An 18,962-nucleotide genomic window follows, 5' to 3' on the forward strand; every position below is an offset into this window, starting at 1 on the left:
CTGGTATCAAGTGTCATGGGCCGTTCATGGATTTGATTACCACCACCGCTGACCTCGCGGCTGCCTGCAGCCGGCTGGCCAAGCACCCCGTCATTACTGTCGATACCGAGTTCCTACGCGAGACCACCTATTACCCGCTGTTGTGCGTGGTGCAGATGGCCAGCCCCGAGGAAGCGATCGTCATCGACACCCTGGCCGAGGGTATCGACCTCAAGCCGTTCTTCGAGCTGATGGCCAACGAGGGCGTGCTGAAGGTCTTTCACGCCGCCCGCCAGGACATCGAGATCATCTGGCACCAGGCCAATATCATCCCGCATCCGGTGTTCGACACCCAGGTCGCGGCGATGGTGCTCGGCTATGGCGACAGCATCGCCTATGACGCTCTGGTCGAGAAGGTCACCGGCCACCGCCCGGACAAGACCCACCGCTTCACCGACTGGTCGCGCCGGCCGCTGACCAAGGAGCAGATGCACTATGCGGTGTCCGACGTCACGCATTTGCGCGATGTCTTCGCCGCGCTCGACGCCGATCTGAAGAAGCGCCGCCGCAGCGAATGGGTCTCCATCGAGATGGAAATCCTGACCTCGCCCAAGACCTACGACTTCCATCCCGAGCGCGCCTGGGAACGGCTGAAGACGCGGGTGCGCAAGCCAAAGGACCTCGCGGTCCTGATGGAAGTCGCTGCCTGGCGCGAGCAGGAGGCGCAGAGCCGCGACGTGCCGCGCGGCCGCGTGCTGCGCGACGAAGCTATCAGCGACATCGCCACTCACGCGCCGAACACGTTGGAGAAGCTCGCGCATCTGCGCTCGGTGCCAAAGGGCTTTGAGAAGTCCAAATGGGGCGCTGACATCGTCGCTGCCGTCGAGCGCGGGCTGGCGCGGGATCATTCCACGCTGCCGAAGCTGGAGAAGCCGCGCAACAATTCCAATGGCGCGGCCACCGTCGAGCTGTTGAAGGTGCTGCTGCGCATGACCGCCGAGCGTCACGCCGTGGCGAGCAAGGTGATCGCCACCGTCGATGATCTCGAAGAGATCGCGGCCGATGACGACGCCGACGTGCCGGCCCTGCGCGGCTGGCGCCGCGAGCTGTTCGGCGATGCCGCACTGAAGCTCAAGCGCGGCGAGCTGGCACTGGCGATCGAAAAGGGCCGCGTGATCGGAGTTCAGCGGGCGTAGTGGCGTTGCGTAGCAGGCGCGATTGCCAGCCACATCGTCATTGCGAGCGCAGCGAAGCAATCCAGAACTGTTTCCGCGGAAGGACTCTGGATTGCTTCGTCGCAAGGACTCCTCGCAATGACGAGGAGAGACCTCACGCCTGCGGCAGCTTCGCGACTTCGGGCTTCATATCATCCAGCACCCCCGTAATCGCCGCGACCAGCTCGTCGATCTGGGCCTTGGTGGTAATCAGCGGCGGGCAGATGGCGATGGCATCGAGCATGTTGCGCGCGATCACGCCGCGCTCCTGCAACATGCGGCTCGCCATGCCGCCGACGGCACCCGGCGTCGCGGCAGCAGTCTTGCGGCCCTTGTCGAGCACGAGTTCGAGCGCTGCGATCATGCCGACGCCGCGAACCTCGCCGACCAGCGGATGGCTGGTGAGCTCGCGAAGCTTGCTTTGCATGTAGCCGCCGAGCTCGGCGGCATGCGCGACCAGGCCACGCTCCTCGATGATCTTGAGGTTTTCCAGCGCAACCGCCGAGCCGACCGGATGCCCGCCCGCGGTGAAGCCGTGGCCGAGTACGCCGATCTTGTTGCTCTCGTCCGCGATCGGCTCGAACATGCGGTCGTTCATGATGATCGCCGAGAGCGGGAAATAGCTGGAGGTGATCTGCTTGGAGACCACGATCGCGTCGGGCTTGATGCCGTAGGTCTCGCAGCCGAACATCTTGCCGGTGCGGCCGAAGCCGCAGATTACCTCGTCGGCAACCAGCAGGATGTCGTACTTCTTCAGCACCGCCTGGATCTTATCCCAATAGGTCGCCGGCGGCACGATAACGCCGCCTGCTCCCATCACCGGCTCGCCGAAGAAAGCGGCGATTGTGTCAGGGCCTTCCTTCTGGATCAGTGCGTCGAGCTCCTCGGCCCGGCGCGTTGCGAACGCCTCCTCGCTCTCGCCGGGCGCGCCGTCCTTGTAGAAATGCGGCGAGCCCGTGTGCAGGATATTCGGCAGCGGCAGGTCGAACGAGCGGTGGTTGTTGGGCAGGCCCGTGAGGCTTGCGGACGCAATGGTGACGCCGTGATAGGCGCGCATCCGGCTGATGATCTTCTTTTTCTGCGGCTGACCGAGCGAATTCGAACGATAGGCGATCAGCTTGAGGACGGTGTCGTTCGCCTCCGAGCCGGAATTGGTGAAGAACACCTTGCTCATCGGCACAGGCGCGAGCGCAACCAGCTTCTCGGCGAGGTCGATCGAGGGCCCGTGCGATTTGGCCGAGAACGTGTGATAAAACGGCAGTGCCTGCATCTGCTTGTGCGCGGCTTCCACCAGCCGCTTCTCGTTGAAGCCCAGCCCGACGCTCCACAGGCCCGCCATGGCCTCGAAATAGCGTTTGCCCGACGCGTCGAACACGTAGGGCCCCTCGCCGCGCTCAATCACCAGGGGACCTGCCTGCTGATGGGCGCGCGCGTTGGTATAGGCGTGGAGCTGGTAGGCCACATCGCGGGCTTCTTGCGAATTGGGCAGCATCGTCATCGCGGGGATTCCCTAACTGGTGCGTCATCCGACGTCATGACGCAGCCTCCATCCGAAGATGAGGCTTGTCCAAACAAAACGTCGATACCTTGGCTATTGCGCTGCGCCGCAACTTGCAACGTCATTTCGTTGACAGCGCGTGCACATGAGCGTTGCAGGAAAGCAGCGCTGGCGTTTTGACATCCGGCCGCGTCGCCGCGGTTAATTCCGCCGGGCCAGCACGAAGGCCGCGACCGCGGCCACCAGCGCCGGGACCGCCGCCGCGGCAAACAGCGACTGCGCCCCCATGTCGCGGGCCAGCATCGCTCCGCCGACGAGCGGTCCCACGATCGAGCCGATGCGGCCGATGCCGAGCGCCCATCCCACGCCGGTCGATCTGATCGCCGTCGGGTAGAATGTCGCCGTCAACGCGTTCGAGGCGATCTGCCCCCCGACAATGCAGAATCCGGACGCAAAGATCGCGATCGTGACCAGGACGATCGACTGGCTGGCCAGGCCGATGGCCACGACCGCCCCCGCGGCGACGAGATAGGTCAGCGACAGCGCACGAAACGAGAAGCGATCGATGAAATGGCCGAGCGTGAAGGTGCCGACGACACCGCCGACCTGCAGCATGGCGCCGATCGCGGCGGCCGCCGACACCGAGACGCCGAGATCATTCAACACGGTGGGGAGCCAGTTCGAGAGCAGATAAAGGTCGAGCAGGCTCATGAAGAACACGATCCAGAGCAAAAGAGTCACCCATCCGCGCCCCTCCGCAAACAGATGTGCGACAGGCAGGCCCTCCAATTTCGGCTCCTGCACAACGAATTTCGCCTCGCTGGCAAAAGGCGTATTCGGGGCGATCTGCTTCAGAAGCTTCGCCACCTCGTGGTCGCGGCCGCCGACCATCGCGAGGAACCGGATCGATTCCGGCAGTGCCTTGAGCAGGAACGGCAGCAGCAGGAGCGGCACGACGCCGCCGACCAGAAACACCGAGCGCCAGCCAAAGGCGGGAATCAGCGCAGCGGCGAGCAGCCCGCCCAGGGCCGCACCGATCGAAAAGCCCGCGAACATGATCATCACAAGCGTGGCGCGACGGCGATGCGGACTGAATTCGGAGGTGAGCGCGACGGCGTTCGGCATAGCACCACCCAGCCCTAGCCCGGTCAGCACACGTAACGCGATCAACCAATTTGCGTCCGGCGCGAACACGCTGAGCAAAGTCCCGATGCCAAACACCAGCGTGCTCGCGAGGATGATGCGACGACGGCCGATCCTGTCGGCCATCGGACCGAAGATCAGCGCGCCGATCATGAGCCCGAGAAGTCCGGCGCTGAACACCGGCCCGAGGCTGCTGCGCACGAGCTTCCATTCCTGCGCCACGGCTGGCGCGACATAGCCGATAGCCTGGGTGTCGAAGCCGTCGATGAACAGCACGGCGGCACACACCAGCAGCACCCGCATCTGAAAGGCACCGACCGGCTGCCGGTCGACAAAGGCGGGAACGTCGACCGTATCGGCTGCGGCCTCGCTCATTGCTGTGACGGCCATGCGCGCCCTCCCCGGTCACCCTGCATTATTTTTCCTTCACTAATCTCTTATAGTGAGATTATTGTCAGCGCAAGCTGCGAGGATTTCGTTGTTTTACGGCCTCTCCAAACGCGCCTCATACGGTCAAACGCAAAGCTGGAAACGAACCGAAATTGGTCAAGGCAAACAGTCAGGATCGGGTCCTTGCCCTGCTCGATCTCTTCACCGAGGCACGTCCGCAATGGTCGCCCGAGGAACTCATGAAGGAACTCGGCTACACCAGGCCGACGCTGTATCGCTATCTGAAGAGCCTGAAGGACAGCGGCTTCGTCATGCCGACGCGCGGCGGGCGGTTCGCGCTTGGGCCCCGCGTGGTCGAGATGGATTATCTCAGCCGCCGCTCCGATCCGCTGATCGCAACTGCCACGCCGCACCTCGAACGCCTCGCCGCGGCGTATCCCTGCACGGCACTCATCGTGCGCTGGTACGGCGACAAGATGCTGTGTGTAGCCTCGATCGCATCGGCCGTTGCGCCGGCGAGCAGCTATCCGCGCGGCAGACCGATGGCGATGGGACGCGGCGCGATTGCGCGCTCGATCATGGCCTTCCTGCCCAAGCAGCGCGTCATGCCGCTGGTCTCGCGCTACGCCGATGATCTGCGCAACGTCGGCGTCGGCGACACGCCCGACGACGTCCTGGCGGCGCTGAAGCGCGTGCGGCGCGCGGGCGTTGCCGTTGCCTTCGGCGAAGTGACGGCCGGCGCGGTCGGGATTGCCGCACCGATCCTCGATACTGGATATCCGATCGCGAGCCTCTGCATCACGATCGGCGGGCAGCATGCCAATGGCGAATTGATCGACCGCATTAGTTCGGAGGTCCGCGAAGCGGCACGGCAGATCTCGGCCGCAGCCGACGATGATGCAAAATAATCTCATCATTTGAGATTCAACTTGACGAAATGTCAGTGACGACCCATCAGAACAAGCGGTCGCGCCAGGCGCGGCAACAGGTACGGGGAAGCGACGTGACACAGGCTCAGGCGAACAACGGGGCGCCCGTCGTGATCGTCGGCGGCGGACCGGTTGGAATGGGTCTGGCGATCGGACTTGGCCAGCGCGGCATCAAGACCATCGTGGTCGAGCGCTATGAGCAACCGCTGCCGATCCCCAAGGGACAGAACCTCACGCAGCGGACGATGGAACATTTCGATTTCTGGGGCGCGGAGGCGGCGCTGCGGGCAGCCCGCACCATTCCACCCGATTACGGCATCGGCGGAATGACCAGCTACGGCACGCTGCTCAGCGGCACCAATTACAATTGGCTCCAGCGCGAACTGGTTCGGCCGTTTTATTTCACCGACAATGAGCGCCTGCCGCAATACGCAACCGAAGCCGTGCTGCGGCAGCGGGCAGCGCAGCTTCCCGATATCGATCTGCGCTATGGCTGGACTTGTCAGGACGTGCGGTCTGATGCCGATGGCGTCGTCGTCGAAATCGTCAACGGCGAAGGGACGAAGCAGAGCTTGCGCGCCGATTATGTTGTCGGCTGCGACGGCAGCCGATCAATCGTGCGCGAGCACGCGGGTATCACCCAGACCCGCTCCGACCACGATCGCCTGATGGTTCTCCTGGTGTTCCGTTCAACCGAATTGCATCGCTTGCTCAGCAAATATCCGGGCAAGTCCTTCTACAACGTGCTGCATCCGGACCTCGAGGGCTACTGGAAGTTCTTCGGCCGCGTCGATCTCGGCACCACCTGGTTCTTCCACGCCCCAGTGCCCAATGACACCACGCGCGACAATTTCGATTTCCGGCGCCTGCTTCACGAGGCCGCGGGCGCAGAATTCGACGTCGAATTTGAGCACATCGGATTTTGGGATCTGCGTTTCACGCTCGCAGACAGCTACCGCGCAGGCCGCATCTTCGTCGCCGGAGACGCCGCGCACAGCCACCCGCCCTACGGCGGCTATGGCATCAACAGCGGCTTCGAGGACGCCGTTAATCTGGCGTGGAAGCTCGCTGCAACCCTGCATGGCTGGGCACCCGCCGCTCTGCTCGACAGCTACGATGCCGAGCGCCGCCCGGTCTTTGCGTCCACTGCGCGCGACTTCATCGAGGCATCGATCTTCCGCGATCGGGATTTTCTGCGGCAACACGATCCGGCGCGGGACCCGGCGGATTTCGATGCTGCCTGGCACGCACGTCATTCCGGCGCGCGCGCGGAGGTCAACGCCTTCGAGCCGAATTACGAGGGATCGCCGATCGTATTCGGCCCGACCGGCGGCGTCAGCAGCGCGATCGGCTCGCACGCCTATGCGGCGCGCGCCGGCCATCATCTGGCGCCGCAGCCTCTGTCGTCGGGCAAGAATGTCTTCGAGGAAATAGGCGACGGCTTCACGTTGATCGATTTGACTGAAAACACCGCGGGAGCCGCCTTCGAGCGAGCCGCCGCAGGGCTTGGCATCCCGCTGAAGGTGATCCGGGATACCGCCTCAGACGGCCGTGAGAGATATGAGGCGCGGCTGATCCTGGTGAGGCCCGATCAGTTTGTTGCTTACGCGGGCAACAACGACGGCGCCGACGCATCTCAGATCCTGGGGCGCGCCGTCGGTCGATCCTGACGAGATCGCTCGGCCGCTGGCACGCAAACATCAGGCCGTACCGTCGTCGTCATCGCAGACAGCGTTGATAGCTTCCTTCACCTCGACCAGCGCCATCGACAGCAAATAGACGGTCGTGGGCAGACCGATCCGGCGCGCTGCCTCGAGGGCACGCGATAGGTCGCTCGCCAGTTCCTTGAGCTCGTTTCCCCGTGACAATGTCCCGCCTGTCCATCCGCCGATCGCGTCCGCCTAGACCGCGACGGCGCCGCTGCTTCTGATCAATTCAGCGCTGGACTGGACAGTAGCAAAATTGCCGATGACATTCATCAGCGACTGCTTGTAGTCGGCCGCTTCGCCCGTGGCCGGCTGTCGGCAGGCCACGGCATCGCCGACCACCCGGCAACGGTGGCTCCGATGAAACCCTTCGACCACAGTGGCAAGGATCGTCTCGTCGAGGGAAAAGCCCGTCATCACGCAGCGCACGTTACGGAGGCTGGACATGTGGTCGGCGAAACGGGAGGAGCTGTAAGCCGAAGGCAACGCGTGCTCGAACGTCATCTCGCCGGGCCGGGGCTTGGCTTCGGCGATCCAATCGGTCAGCCTGGATGACGGATCGAACCACGCTGCCTCCGCAACCCGTTTCAGATGCATCACTGGCCAGAGGTTGCTCCGCCACAACGCCAGCAGCTCCAGGCAGCGCAGGATTGCGGCGTCGCCGTCGAGAATGACATGGCGACGCCCCGGGATCAGATATTCCATCTGGAGGTCCGCGCAGATCAGGACCAGCGGATCGTCGTGGGAGACCGGCATTGTCTTGCGCAGAGTTGCACCTATTTCAGCGGTCGGCGAGTGCGAGGTCCCGCAACGGCGAGGTTACCGTCCGCCCCGCCGAAGCGTCCAGCACACCCGGACGATCCCAGTCGCCCTCGGGACGGATAATGACGTAGGGATCGCTGTCCAGCGTGATGGCATCCGGCCCCGGCTCTATCTCCAGCAGCATCTCTGTGTAGGAGAAATCCGAAAACGTGATCTTTCTGTTGTGGCCGAGCGGCTTGGCGCCGAAATGGGCCCAGAAGTCGACCAGCCGGTCCTGCGCCTGGCCGTAAATCTTGCGGAACCCCTTGCGCTTCACGAAGTCGATGCTGGCCTGCACCAGCTTGAACGAGAGGCGCGAGCGCCGATATTGATGACGCACCGCAAGCCGCTCCACCTTGGCGAAGTCGCCGAAGAAACGCACCCGCAAACAGCCCGCCGGCTCGTTGCCGATGTAGCCGATGAAATGGGCGGCAACCATGTCGTTGCCATCGAACTCCTCATCGAAAGGGCAATCCTGCTCGGCAAGATAGACCGCTGAGCGAATGGCCGTGACCAGCATGAGGTCGCTTGGATCGCGCGCGAGGCGGATGGTGATGGCGCGGGAGTCAGGCTTGGCGAGAGGAATCCTAGTGCCGTGCATCTGAAAAACTCCTTGCTTGGATGATCGCGCCAGGCATACGCATCGGCTGTCGATGCCACGGTCGCTCGTAACACCAGAGGTCAGGCTGAAAGCTGGCGATCGGCTCGAAGCCCGTCGCCTTCATGATTTCGCGCCCGGCCACGGTTGACGGCTGCGCATAGCAGTCCGCGCCGCGAAACCTTATTTGGCGAAGATGAGCCGCAGCCTTGCCAAGACCGGCGATGCCGCGGCCGGTCGCGGCGATCGCCCAGATGTAGATCGCGGAAACCTCCTCATTCGCCGCGGCGAGATGGCGCGTGTCGGGCGCCGTCAGGCAGATCTCGTCGAGCAACAACGCGTCATGCCCGCGGTCATTGAGAAACAGAAACGCCATGCCGCCGAGCAGCGTACCGTTCCGGGTGAAGGTCAGGATGCTCTGGCGATCGAAAGCGAAATATCTTGCAAGCTCGATCGCCTCGATCTGCACGCCCGGCACCAGCCGATGCGCCATATCCGAAAGCGCGCCGATTTCCCCGAATTGCGCGCAATGGACATCCACCTCGGGGCTCAGCGGCAAGGCATCGAAATCATGCCTTGCGGCAAACGAGCCCCTTTCCATCCTCATGTCGTCCCTCTATCGTTCAGGGGTTTTGTACGCCGCAACCAGCAGAAGCTTAGCGGCTGGAGATCAGGAGTATGCAGCAAGTATCGCACCGGGGTGCTGCATTGATGCAGCACCATGAAGAAGCGCTAAATGCGTCCTGGGACGATTTGAAGCTGTTTTTAGCTTGCGCAAAGTTTAAAAGTTTCCGCAACGCCGCCGAAGAGCTCGGGCTCACCTCCACCACATTGATGCGGAGGATCGACCGGCTCGAAGAGAGCATCGCTTGCAAGCTTTTCCTGCGCGACCAGAGCGGGCTCACGCTGAGCGACGAAGGCACCGCGATGATTGCCGACGTCGCGCATATGGAGCGTCACGCCTTCAATGTCTTCCGCCGCGCCTCACGCTCATCGAACGATACGTCGGGCACCGTGCGCGTCGCGGTGACGGAAGGTCCCGGGAATTTCTGGATCCTGCCGCGGCTGATCGATTTCCAGAAGACCTATCGCAAGATCACCGTCGATCTGCGCTGCGCGATGGAGCAGGCTGACGTCGCGCGACTGGAGTCGGACATCGCGATCCAGCTCGAGCCACCGACCAATCCCGATCTCATCGTGGCCAAGCTCGGCCGGCTGCACATCTACCCCTTCGTCTCCAGGGAATATGCGAACCTCTACGGCCTGCCCACGACGCTTGCCGAACTGCCGAACCATCGTATCGTCAAGCAGAACGCGCCACAGGTCGACGACAGTGCCTATGCGCGCATCCTAGGGCTCAAATCGCTCGAAGGCATCGTCGGGATCAAGACCAACTCGTCCGTCGGCGTGCTCTACGCGGTCGAGCGCGGCGCCGGCATCGGCTTCCTGCCGACGGTGTCGATTGCGCTCGGAGCCCCGCTCGTTGCTGTCGACCTCGGCGTCAGCCACCACGCTGACCTCTGGCTCACCTATCACAAGGAGTTCCGCACCTCCGAGCGGCACAAGATCGTGGTCGACTGGCTGAAGAAGATCTTCGATCCCAAAACCCATCCCTGCTTCCGCGACGATTTCATCCATCCGAACGCTTTGGTGCCGATGATGACAGCGGCGCGCGAAGGCTTTGGATTGTCCGGATACATTGCGGCGACGCCGACGTGAGTGGGACGGAGCAGTCCCTTCACCACCGATATTCGAAGCCGACGGTGCCTTGATGCGATGTCAGCTCGTTGCGGAACTTGCCGTCGTAATTGACATATAGGCGCGCGGTGTTGGTCAGGCTGAGCGACGCCGACGCGCCGGCGTCCATGCCGTAACGGCTCTCGCCGATGCCGGGGACGATGATGTTCTGGGTCCCGAGGCTGACCTGCACCGAGCCGAGGTCTTGATAAAAATTGTCGACGAACTTGCCGTAAGCCGAGAGATCCAGGATTTTCCGGTCGAAGATGAAGTAGCGCCCGACCTCGGCGCCGATCATGACGCGTGCGCGCGAGATCGCGCTCGAGCCGACATTGAGGGGATCAAGTCCCCCGGCCTCCTGAAATGCCGCGCTGGTGGCGCGCACATATTCGAGCGCGCCCTTGGGCACGATGCGCATCTGATCCTTGGTCCAGTAATAGTTGATCTCGGTGAGCGCGCCGTCGACTGTGGCGTGATACCCCGCGACGGCAAGGCCGAAGCCGGTATCGCGGCTGGAATGCACCTTGCCGAACCCGTGCACCAGAGCGAAGGCCCAGGTCCAAGGCCCCTTGTCGACGGAACCGTTGAAACCGATCTGCGTCAGGTCGAGCGTCGCCGACTGAAGCGCGAGCGGCACGTCGATGTCGGTGTGGCTCTGGTCAACGGAGAAGCCGAGATTGACGCCTGGCGCGCCCCGTGCACCGAAGCCGGCGACACCGCCGAATGTCGTACGCTTGTCTCCAACGAAATCACCCTGCGGATCAGTGCGGACCGAAATGCCGTACCCCTCGTACCAGGTGCGGTAGCGCGGATCCTCTGCACTCTCCGACGCGCCACCGCCGCCGGGATTGGTGCGCGAGGCCCGGTTGAAGCCGCTCGAGGCCTGGCCGCCCAGCCGCTCCAGAAAATTCGAACCCAGATTAAGCGTGCTGTTGCCGGCTGACTGATTGGCATTGGTCGACGTCGCCCCCGGGGTCGGTGATGGCGAAGGCGACGGTGTCGGGCTGGGCGTCGGCGTTGGCGTGGGTGTCGGAGACGAAGTCGGCGTCGGGGTCTGCGCGAAGGCGGCTGTCGCCGGGATCAACGTGACGGCCGCAAGCGTCATGGCGATCGCCATCACGATCCGGCGGACACGGTCCAGCCCGATCGTCTGCAGTATCCCTTGGGGCCGCCGAGTGCAGCACATGACGACTATTCCCGAAGCAAAATGGCGGCCCGCAAAAATGCAACACGAAGGGCGAGCAGGTGCGACGATTTGTGCTGAACTGCCACAAGGGGTCAACCGGTCCGCGTGCTTTCGCCGGGTGATTCCTCCAATTGTGGTTCCGCTGCCACAGGTCGCAAATTGCAGCGGGATGTCTCCAGTGCGGTCTTGAAGTTTGCACGCAGCTTGCTAGCGCGCGGTTTTCGTGTTGGAATATCGTACACAATCGGAATTGGCCGCTCGGCTGTGCGTTTCGCGACAGGCTCAAGACTCGAACAGACTTCCGGAAGCCCGTTTGTGACGTGGCACGCGAAAAGCGGCCGCGTCTTTTTAGTATCTAGCGGAGGAGACTGAGGATGCCACAAAAGGGCACCGTCAAATGGTTCAACCCAACCAAGGGCTACGGGTTTATCAAGCCGAACGGCGGCGACAAGGACGTGTTCGTCCACATCTCGGCCGTCGAGCGTGCCGGACTTTCCACCCTCAATGAAAACCAGGTGGTTGAATACGACCTCGTGGAGAACCGCGGCAAGTCGTCCGCGGAGAACCTCAAGGTCTCCTGATCTCTCTCAAAGCTATCAGCGAGAGCTCACGACGATGCCCCCGGCTCCGCCGGGGGATTTTGTTTTGGAGCAACGAAACACGAGTGTGCTTCAGTTCGCCACCGGCGCAATCAGAAAATTCTCTGATGCCCCACTCCCCGCCGTCTTGCAGACGTCGCCCTCGATCCTGACCTTGCCGGTCGCAAGCAGGCTCAGCGCCGCGGGATAGATGCGGTGCTCGACTTCGAGGATGCGCTCGGACAGCGTCTCGGCCGTGTCGTGGTCGCTGACGGGGACAGCGCCCTGCATGACGATCGGGCCGGCGTCCGTCTCGGGGATCACGAAGTGCACCGTCGCGCCAGACAGTTTCACGCCGGCGCGCAAGGCCTGGCCGTGCGGGTCGAGGCCGGGAAATGATGGCAACAGCGACGGATGGATGTTGAGCATCCGCCCGTACCACGCCCTGGCGAATTCGGCAGTGAACAGGCGCATGAAGCCGCCGAGGCAGATCAGCTCGATGCCGTGCTCATCGAGCACGGCCTGCAGCACTTTCTCGAACCCGGCGCGATCCTTGCCGAACGGCTTGCTCTCGATCACCTGCGTCTTGACGCCGGCCGCCTTGGCTCGCTCGAGCCCGGGCGCGTCGGCCTTGTTCGAGATGACGAGCGAGATCTCTGCCGGAAAATCGGCCGCGCTGGCTGCCTTGATTAGCGCGGACATGTTGGAGCCGCGGCCGGAGATCAGGATGGCGACGGGCCGTTTCACCGCAGCGCCAGTCATCACAGTGCCAGGTCGAGGTGGCCGTTATAGACGACGCGGTGCTCGCCCTCGGCCGGGATCACGGTGCCAAGCTGGGCGACGGTCTCACCGGCATCGGTGAAGACCCGCACCACCTCATCAACCTTTTCGGCCTCGATGATCGCGATCATACCGATGCCGCAGTTGAAGGTGCGCAGCATTTCGAGCTCGGCGATGCCGGCTTGCGCGGCCAGCCATTTGAACACCGGCAGCACCGGCAGGCGTGCGAGATCGATGCCGACGCCAAGATGCGAGGGCAGCACACGCGGAATGTTGTCGGTGAAACCGCCGCCGGTGATATGAGCGAGGCCCTTGACCGCACCGGTCTCGCGGATCGCCCGCAGGCAGGATTTGACGTAGAGCTTCGTCGGCGTCAGCAGCGCGCCGCCGAGCGTCATGACCGGGGCAAACGGTGCCTGCGCCTCGAAGCCAAGGCCGGACTGTTCCACGATCTTGCGCACCAGCGAGAAGCCGTTGGAATGCACGCCCGACGAGGCCAGGCCGATCACGGCGTCGCCCGCAGCGATGTCCTTGCGCGGCAGCAGCGTGCCGCGCTCGGCGGCACCGACGGCAAAGCCGCCGAGATCGTAATCGCCGTCCTTGTAGAGGCCGGGCATTTCCGCGGTCTCGCCGCCGATCAGGGCACAGCCGGATTCGCGGCAACCCTCGGCGACGCCGGCGACGATCGCGGCCGTGGCCTCCGGGTCGAGCTTGCCGCAGGCGAAATAGTCGAGGAAGAACAGCGGCTCGGCACCCTGCACCACGAGGTCGTTGACGCTCATGGCGACGAGGTCGATGCCGATCCCGCCATGCAGGCCGGTCTCGATCGCGATCTTGACCTTCGTGCCGACGCCGTCGGTGGCCGCGACCAGGACGGGGTCCTTGAAGCCGGCCGCCTTGAGGTCGAACAGGCCGCCGAATCCGCCGATCTCGGCATCGGCGCCCGGCCGTGCGGTGGCGCGCACCATCGGCTTGATCAGGTCGACCAAGCGGTTGCCCGCGTCGATATCGACGCCTGAATCGGCGTAAGTGAGGCCGTTTTTGCGGTCGGTCATGCCCGATTTCCAGTGGGTTTGCGGCTGGTTACGTCGAATTCCGGGGACGCGCAATGGCAAGCGTGGCGCGCCGCCCTATACTATGTAGAGATATCAACCGGTTCAGCCTCTTAGAGGTCGGATTCAAGGTCAGGTCGGGTGCCGGGAAGCGCCGTGTGAGTATTCCGAACATCATTACCCTGGGCCGCATCATGCTGGTCCCGATCATCGTCTGGGCCATCGTGTCGAGCCAAATGGAGGTGGCGTTCGCCGTCTTCCTGATCGCAGGCATCAGCGACGCCGTCGACGGCTTTCTGGCCAAGCGTTTCAATATGACCAGCGAGCTCGGCGCCCTGCTCGATCCGCTGGCCGACAAGGCGCTGCTGGTGTCGATTTACCTGTCGCTCGGCATCTGGGGCGACATCCCACGCTGGATCGTGATCCTGGTCGTGTCCCGCGACATCATGATCGTCACTGCGGTGATCGTGTCCTGGCTGTTTGACAAGCCCGTCGAGATGAGGCCGTCGAAAGTATCCAAGCTAAACACAGCGGCACAGGTTGCGTACGCGGCGCTGGTGCTGGCCGCGCTCGCCTTCGGCTTCAAGCCGTCGCCGTATGATATAGTCCTGATGGGCCTCGTCACGGTGTTCACCCTGTCCTCGGTGTCGCTCTATCTCGTGGAGTGGCTGCGTCACATGAGCACGATCGAAGCCAAATGAGAGGGGATGCGGCCCCGCAAAAGGCCAACTCCCGATCGAATAAGTCCATCATCGTCAGACAAGGCCGGCGCGCCGGCTCGGAGCAAAGCAAGCGTGGCAGGCCGCGTTCATCCCCGACAATTGGCGTTTTCGCTTCCGCATGCGGAGAGCCTCAGCCGGGACAATTTCCTCGAGGGCCCTGCCAATGCCGCCGGTCTCGCCTTGGTCGACAGCTGGCCGGAATGGCCGAACCGGATCATGTGGCTCGCCGGCCCCGAAGGCTCGGGCAAGAGCCATCTCGCCGCGATCTGGGCCGAGGTATCAGGCGCTCGCTCGACCACGGCCAACGCGCTGAGTGCCCCAACCGTCCCCGGCGCGCTCGCGACCAGCGCGCTGGTGGTCGAGGATCTCAAGGCCGGTGATTTTGACGAGCGTGCTCTCTTCCATCTGATGAACCTCGCCCGCGAGGACGGCGCCTTTGTGCTGTTCACCGGACGCGAGGCACCTGCGGCGGTAGAGGTCGAGCTCCGCGACCTGCGCTCCCGGCTCCGGACCATCCCTGTGATTTCACTCGCGCCACCAGATGACCAGCTGTTCCGCGGCCTGATCGTCAAGTTCTGCGCCGACCGCCAGCTCGCCGTGGATGAAGCTGTTGTGAGCTACCTCGCGACCCGGCTGGAGCGCTCCTCGGCCGCCGCCCGGCATGCCGTGGAACTGCTCGACAGCGAGGCGCTGCGGCTCGGCCGCCCCGTCACCCGGGCGCTCGCCGCCGAACTGCTTCGCGACGTTTCGACCTCCCCTTAACCTCCCCTTGGGCCCGCTTGACGCGGCGCGGCGGCGGAACATCAATGTCATCGAAACGTCATCGCATTAACACATGCTCCGGCCGGTTTTGCGCATAAGTCGCAAATTGGGGCAAACTGGATGGACCGACTTCTCATGGACTCCGCGCAAGCTGTTGAAACGAAAGAAAAAGCCACGGAGACCGGGGGCCTGCCGGCGATCGCATCGAGCCCCGAGCGATTCATCAATCGCGAGCTGTCCTGGCTGCATTTCAACCGTCGCGTCCTGGAGGAATCGGTCAACCCCAGCCACCCCATGCTGGAGCGGGTGCGATTTCTGTCGATTTCGGCCAATAACCTCGACGAGTTCTTCATGGTCCGCGTCGCCGGCATCAAGGCGCAGGTCCGCGAGGGCATTGCCGAGCGTGCCCCTGACGGCCTGACCCCGTCGGAGCAACTGGCGTTGATCAACCGCACCGTTTCCCAGCTCGCCTCCGACCAACAGGCAATCTGGCGCGACCTGCGCGGCACGCTGGCCGAGGTCGGCATCGTGCTGGTGGACGGCAAGGAGGTCACCAAGACAGAGCGGATCTGGCTCGAGGACTATTTTCTCAACAACGTGTTTCCGCTGCTGACGCCGCTGGCGATCGATCCCGCCCACCCCTTCCCGTTCATCCCGAGCCTCGGCTTCACCATCGCGCTCCAGCTGACGCGGGAGGCCGACGGCAAGCCGATGAACGCGCTGATCCGCATGCCCGGGAAGATCGACCGCTTCATCCGCCTGCCGGCTGAGGGCAAGGTCCGCCTGATCTCGCTGGAGCAGCTGACCGGACTTTTCATCAACCGCCTGTTCCCCGGCTACAGTCTCCACGGCCAGGGTGCGTTCCGCATCATCCGCGACTCCGAGCTCGAGATCGAGGAAGAAGCTGAAGACCTCGTCCGCTTGTTCGAGACCGCGCTGAAGCGACGCCGCCGCGGATCGGTGATCCGCCTGGAGATCGACGCCAAGATGCCGGAGCAGCTGCGCAGCTTCGTGCAGCACGCGCTGTCGGCGGCCGACGACGAGGTATTCCTGGTCGACGGCGTGCTCGCCATGAACGAGCTGTCGCAGCTCACCCGGCTCGACCGGCCCGACCTCGAATTCACCCCTTACGTGCCGCGCCATCCCGAGCGCGTGCGCGAGCATGGCGGCGACATCTTCGCGGCCATCAGGCAGAAGGACCTGATCGTCCACCACCCTTACGAATCCTTCGACGTCGTGGTGCAGTTTCTGCAACAGGCCGCACGCGATCCCGACGTCGTCGCGATCAAGCAGACGCTCTATCGCACCTCCAACAACTCGCCGATCGTGCGCACGCTTGCCGAAGCGGCCGAGGCGGGCAAATCCGTCACCGCGCTGATCGAGCTGAAGGCGCGCTTCGACGAAGAAGCCAACATCCGCTGGGCGCGCGACCTGGAGCGCGCCGGCGTGCAGGTCGTCTACGGCTTCCTCGAACTGAAGACTCACGCAAAGCTCTCGATGGTGGTGCGCCGCGAGGGCGGCAGCCTTACCACTTACGTTCATACCGGCACCGGCAATTATCACCCGGTCACCGCGCGTATCTATACGGACCTGTCCTACTTCACCTCGGAACCGACCATCGGCCGCGACGCCGCGCGCGTGTTCAACTTCATCACGGGCTATGCCGCGCCGAGCGACCTGGAAAAGATGGCGGTGTCGCCGCTGACCCTGCGCAAGCGCATCATCGAGCACATCCAGGGCGAGACCGAGCACGCCCGTCACGGCAAGCCCGGCGCGGTCTGGATGAAGATGAATGCACTTGTCGACCCCGACATCATCGACGCGCTCTACGAGGCCTCACAGGCCGGCGTGCAGGTCGAGCTGGTGGTCCGCGGTATCTGCTGCCTGCGCCCCGGCATTCCCGGCCTGTCGGAGAACATCCGCGTCAAGTCGATCATCGGACGATTCCTGGAACATGGCCGAATCTACTGCTTCGGCATGGGCCAGGGCCTGCCGAGCGCGAAAGCGGCTGTGTATATCTCGTCGGCCGATATGATGCCGCGCAACCTCGACCGCCGTGTCGAGGTGCTGTGTCCGCTGCAAAATCCGACGGTGCATCAGCAGGTTCTCGAACAGATCATGGTCGCGAATCTCAAGGACAATGAGCAGAGCTGGCAATTGTTGCCGGACGGGTCCTCAACGCGTATGAAGGCCGCGAAGGGCGATGAACCTTTCAACGTGCACAATTACTTCATGACAAATCCGAGTCTGTCTGGCCGTGGAAAGTCGCTCAAGGAATCCTCGCCGCGCCGTCTCACGCGCCGGAACGAACGCCATCAGTCCTGACCGGAGATCTTTGCCGTGAAACGGCCGCGCAAGCGTGGCGCTAGCGTCGCGGTCATCGACATCGGCTCCAACTCGGTTCGTCTCGTCGTCTACGAGGCGCTGGCGCGGAGCCTGATTCCGATCTTCAATGAGAAGGCGCTGTGCGGTCTCGGACGCGAGGTGCAGAGCACGGGCCTGCTCGCGCCTGACGCCGTCGACAAGGCGCTGACGTCGCTGAAGCGCTTTCGCGCGCTGTGCCGCGTGATGCAGGTCGGCCGCGTGTTCGCGATCGCGACCGCCGCCTGCCGCGATGCCTCCAACGGCCCCGACTTCATCGCAAAAGCCGAGCGCATCTGCGCCGTGAACATCGAGATCCTGTCGGGACCGCGCGAAGCCAAGCTGTCGGCGCTCGGCGTTATCTCGGGCATCCACTATCCCGACGGCATCGTCGGCGATCTTGGCGGCGGCTCGCTCGAGCTGATCGACGTACGCAGGAACGCCGTGCGCAGCGGCGTGACGCTGCCGCTCGGCGGCCTCGCGCTGCAGGACCTCGCGCACAAATCGCTCAAGCGCGCCGACCGCATCGTGCGCGAGGCGATCGACGAGGTCGACCTGCTCACCGCCGGCCGCGGCCGCACTTTCTATGCCGTCGGCGGCACCTGGCGCGCGCTTGCGCGCATCCACATCATCCAAAGCGGCTATCCGCTCCAGGTGATGCACGGCTATTCCATACAAGCGGCCGAGGCGCTCGATTTTGCGCGCCGCTTGCGGCGCCTCGCTGCCGCCAACATGCTCGCCGATATCGAGGTCGTCGCCGATGCGCGGCGCCCTCTCCTCACCTACGCAGCGCTCGTGCTTGAGCACGTCATCCGCGTCGCAAAGCCGAAAACTATCGTGTTCTCGACCTTCGGCGTGCGCGAAGGCCTGCTGCATGAGAAGCTGCCGGAGACCGAGCGCAACAAGGACGGGCTGATCTGCGCCGCCGAAGAGCTGAATCAGCTGCTGTCACGCTCGGCCAAGCATGCCCGCGAGCTGATCGCCTGGACCGATCGTCTCGCGCGCGTGGTGAAGCTGCGCGAGACCGAAGAGGACCGCCGTTTGCGCCACACCGCTTGTCTCTTGTCCGACATCGGCTGGCGCGTCCATCCCGATCATCGCGGCGAGCAGACGCTGAGCCTCGTGGTCAACGCCAATTTCGGCGCAATCGACCACCGCGAGCGCGCCTTCGTCGGACTGTCCGTGTTCTATCGTTATGCGGGCCTCAGCGAAGAGAATCAGCCGCCACTAACCATGCAGGAGTTGCTGACGCCGGCGCAGCTCGAGCGCGCCCGTTTGCTTGGCGCGGCGTTTCGCGTCGCGCACCTGATCTCGGCCGCGCGCCCGGGCGTATTGCCCGCCACGCATTTCCGCAGCCGGGGCCGCAATTTGATGCTGGTGTTCGAGCACCGGCTTGGCGATCTCGTCGCCGACCGCGTTGGTAGCCGCTTCAAGCAGCTCGCCCGCTTGATCGGGCGCAGCGGTTCGATCGTCAGACGCTGAGCAGCGCTGCATTCTGTCGCAGAACCGGCGCCGGTTGATGCAAA

Annotated in this window: 18 protein-coding genes; 9 read left to right on the top strand and 9 right to left on the bottom strand. The window is 63.8% G+C overall.

The genetic code is table 11. The features are described 5' to 3' along the window. Positions 1-26 precede the first annotated feature (26 nt). On the top strand, positions 27-1,175 hold the full coding sequence (rnd, locus tag L6637_RS04500; protein ID WP_237858262.1) for a ribonuclease D: 1,149 nt from the start codon (positions 27-29) through the stop codon (positions 1,173-1,175). 133 nt (positions 1,176-1,308) lie between these two features. Here rnd and L6637_RS04505 read toward each other — a convergent pair whose 3' ends face one another. Further along, positions 1,309-2,691: an aspartate aminotransferase family protein gene (locus tag L6637_RS04505; RefSeq protein ID WP_237869364.1), complete on the bottom strand. Its 1,383-nt coding sequence runs from the start codon at positions 2,689-2,691 to the stop codon at positions 1,309-1,311. Positions 2,692-2,892: 201 nt separating this feature from the next. Beyond that, the gene (locus L6637_RS04510; protein ID WP_237869366.1) at positions 2,893-4,224 is read right to left on the bottom strand and encodes an MFS transporter; all 1,332 of its coding nucleotides are present in this window, start codon (positions 4,222-4,224) and stop codon (positions 2,893-2,895) included. Positions 4,225-4,376: 152 nt separating this feature from the next. Between L6637_RS04510 and L6637_RS04515 the strand changes: the two genes are divergently transcribed. After that, positions 4,377-5,132 (top strand): IclR family transcriptional regulator, encoded by a 756-nt coding sequence (locus L6637_RS04515; RefSeq protein WP_237858266.1) that lies wholly within the window; start codon positions 4,377-4,379, stop codon positions 5,130-5,132. A 35-nt stretch (positions 5,133-5,167) separates the two neighbouring features. After that, positions 5,168-6,823, top strand: a complete 1,656-nt coding sequence (locus tag L6637_RS04520) for an FAD-dependent monooxygenase (RefSeq protein WP_338076837.1) — start codon at positions 5,168-5,170, stop codon at positions 6,821-6,823. A gap of 30 nt (positions 6,824-6,853) precedes the next feature. Here L6637_RS04520 and L6637_RS04525 read toward each other — a convergent pair whose 3' ends face one another. The 4 genes from L6637_RS04525 to L6637_RS04540 are packed head-to-tail and all read right to left on the bottom strand — an operon-like array spanning position 6,854 to position 8,865. Continuing rightward, the gene (locus L6637_RS04525; protein WP_237858267.1) at positions 6,854-7,021 is read right to left on the bottom strand and encodes a hypothetical protein; all 168 of its coding nucleotides are present in this window, start codon (positions 7,019-7,021) and stop codon (positions 6,854-6,856) included. A 33-nt stretch (positions 7,022-7,054) separates the two neighbouring features. After that, positions 7,055-7,615 carry an isochorismatase family protein gene (locus tag L6637_RS04530; protein ID WP_237869368.1) on the bottom strand — a complete coding sequence of 187 codons (561 nt, stop codon included), beginning with the start codon at positions 7,613-7,615 and terminating at the stop codon, positions 7,055-7,057. Between the two features lie 25 nt (positions 7,616-7,640). After that, the gene (locus tag L6637_RS04535) at positions 7,641-8,261 is read right to left on the bottom strand and encodes a GNAT family N-acetyltransferase (RefSeq protein ID WP_237858269.1); all 621 of its coding nucleotides are present in this window, start codon (positions 8,259-8,261) and stop codon (positions 7,641-7,643) included. Then, a complete protein-coding gene (locus L6637_RS04540) occupies positions 8,248-8,865 on the bottom strand; it encodes a hypothetical protein (RefSeq protein WP_237869370.1) in 618 nt (205 codons plus the stop codon). Before L6637_RS04540 ends, L6637_RS04535 begins: the two co-directional genes overlap by 14 nt. A 71-nt stretch (positions 8,866-8,936) precedes the next feature. Here L6637_RS04540 and L6637_RS04545 point away from each other — a divergent pair, with 71 nt between their 5' ends. Beyond that, on the top strand, positions 8,937-9,977 hold the full coding sequence (locus tag L6637_RS04545; protein WP_237869372.1) for a LysR family transcriptional regulator: 1,041 nt from the start codon (positions 8,937-8,939) through the stop codon (positions 9,975-9,977). Positions 9,978-9,996: 19 nt separating this feature from the next. Here the strand turns inward: L6637_RS04545 and L6637_RS04550 are convergent, their stop codons facing one another. Continuing rightward, positions 9,997-11,181 (bottom strand): autotransporter outer membrane beta-barrel domain-containing protein, encoded by a 1,185-nt coding sequence (locus L6637_RS04550; RefSeq protein WP_237869374.1) that lies wholly within the window; start codon positions 11,179-11,181, stop codon positions 9,997-9,999. A gap of 374 nt (positions 11,182-11,555) precedes the next feature. Between L6637_RS04550 and L6637_RS04555 the strand changes: the two genes are divergently transcribed. Beyond that, complete coding sequence (locus L6637_RS04555; protein WP_008551638.1) at positions 11,556-11,762, top strand: cold-shock protein; 207 nt, start codon at positions 11,556-11,558, stop codon at positions 11,760-11,762. 90 nt (positions 11,763-11,852) lie between these two features. On the opposite strand, the gene purN is transcribed toward L6637_RS04555, so the two are convergent. Both purN and purM read right to left on the bottom strand, forming a co-directional pair. Beyond that, positions 11,853-12,506, bottom strand: a complete 654-nt coding sequence (gene purN, locus L6637_RS04560) for a phosphoribosylglycinamide formyltransferase (protein ID WP_237858274.1) — start codon at positions 12,504-12,506, stop codon at positions 11,853-11,855. A 14-nt stretch (positions 12,507-12,520) separates the two neighbouring features. After that, positions 12,521-13,594, bottom strand: coding sequence for a phosphoribosylformylglycinamidine cyclo-ligase (gene purM, locus L6637_RS04565; RefSeq protein ID WP_237858275.1), 1,074 nt, complete (start codon positions 13,592-13,594; stop codon positions 12,521-12,523). Between the two features lie 155 nt (positions 13,595-13,749). On the opposite strand from purM, the gene L6637_RS04570 reads away from it, so the two are divergent. From L6637_RS04570 to ppx, 4 genes are all read left to right on the top strand, one after another. Further along, on the top strand, positions 13,750-14,292 hold the full coding sequence (locus L6637_RS04570) for a CDP-alcohol phosphatidyltransferase family protein (RefSeq protein WP_237858276.1): 543 nt from the start codon (positions 13,750-13,752) through the stop codon (positions 14,290-14,292). A 93-nt stretch (positions 14,293-14,385) separates the two neighbouring features. Continuing rightward, on the top strand, positions 14,386-15,075 hold the full coding sequence (locus tag L6637_RS04575; RefSeq protein WP_237858277.1) for a P-loop NTPase family protein: 690 nt from the start codon (positions 14,386-14,388) through the stop codon (positions 15,073-15,075). A gap of 135 nt (positions 15,076-15,210) precedes the next feature. Then, the gene (locus L6637_RS04580) at positions 15,211-17,400 is read left to right on the top strand and encodes an RNA degradosome polyphosphate kinase (RefSeq protein WP_237870015.1); all 2,190 of its coding nucleotides are present in this window, start codon (positions 15,211-15,213) and stop codon (positions 17,398-17,400) included. 15 nt (positions 17,401-17,415) lie between these two features. Next, positions 17,416-18,918 carry an exopolyphosphatase gene (gene ppx / locus L6637_RS04585; RefSeq protein WP_237869375.1) on the top strand — a complete coding sequence of 501 codons (1,503 nt, stop codon included), beginning with the start codon at positions 17,416-17,418 and terminating at the stop codon, positions 18,916-18,918. Positions 18,919-18,962: the final 44 nt, after the last annotated feature.

The organism is Bradyrhizobium zhengyangense, assembly GCF_022012435.1.
In the GTDB taxonomy this organism is placed as follows: Bacteria; Pseudomonadota; Alphaproteobacteria; order Rhizobiales; family Xanthobacteraceae; genus Bradyrhizobium; species Bradyrhizobium zhengyangense.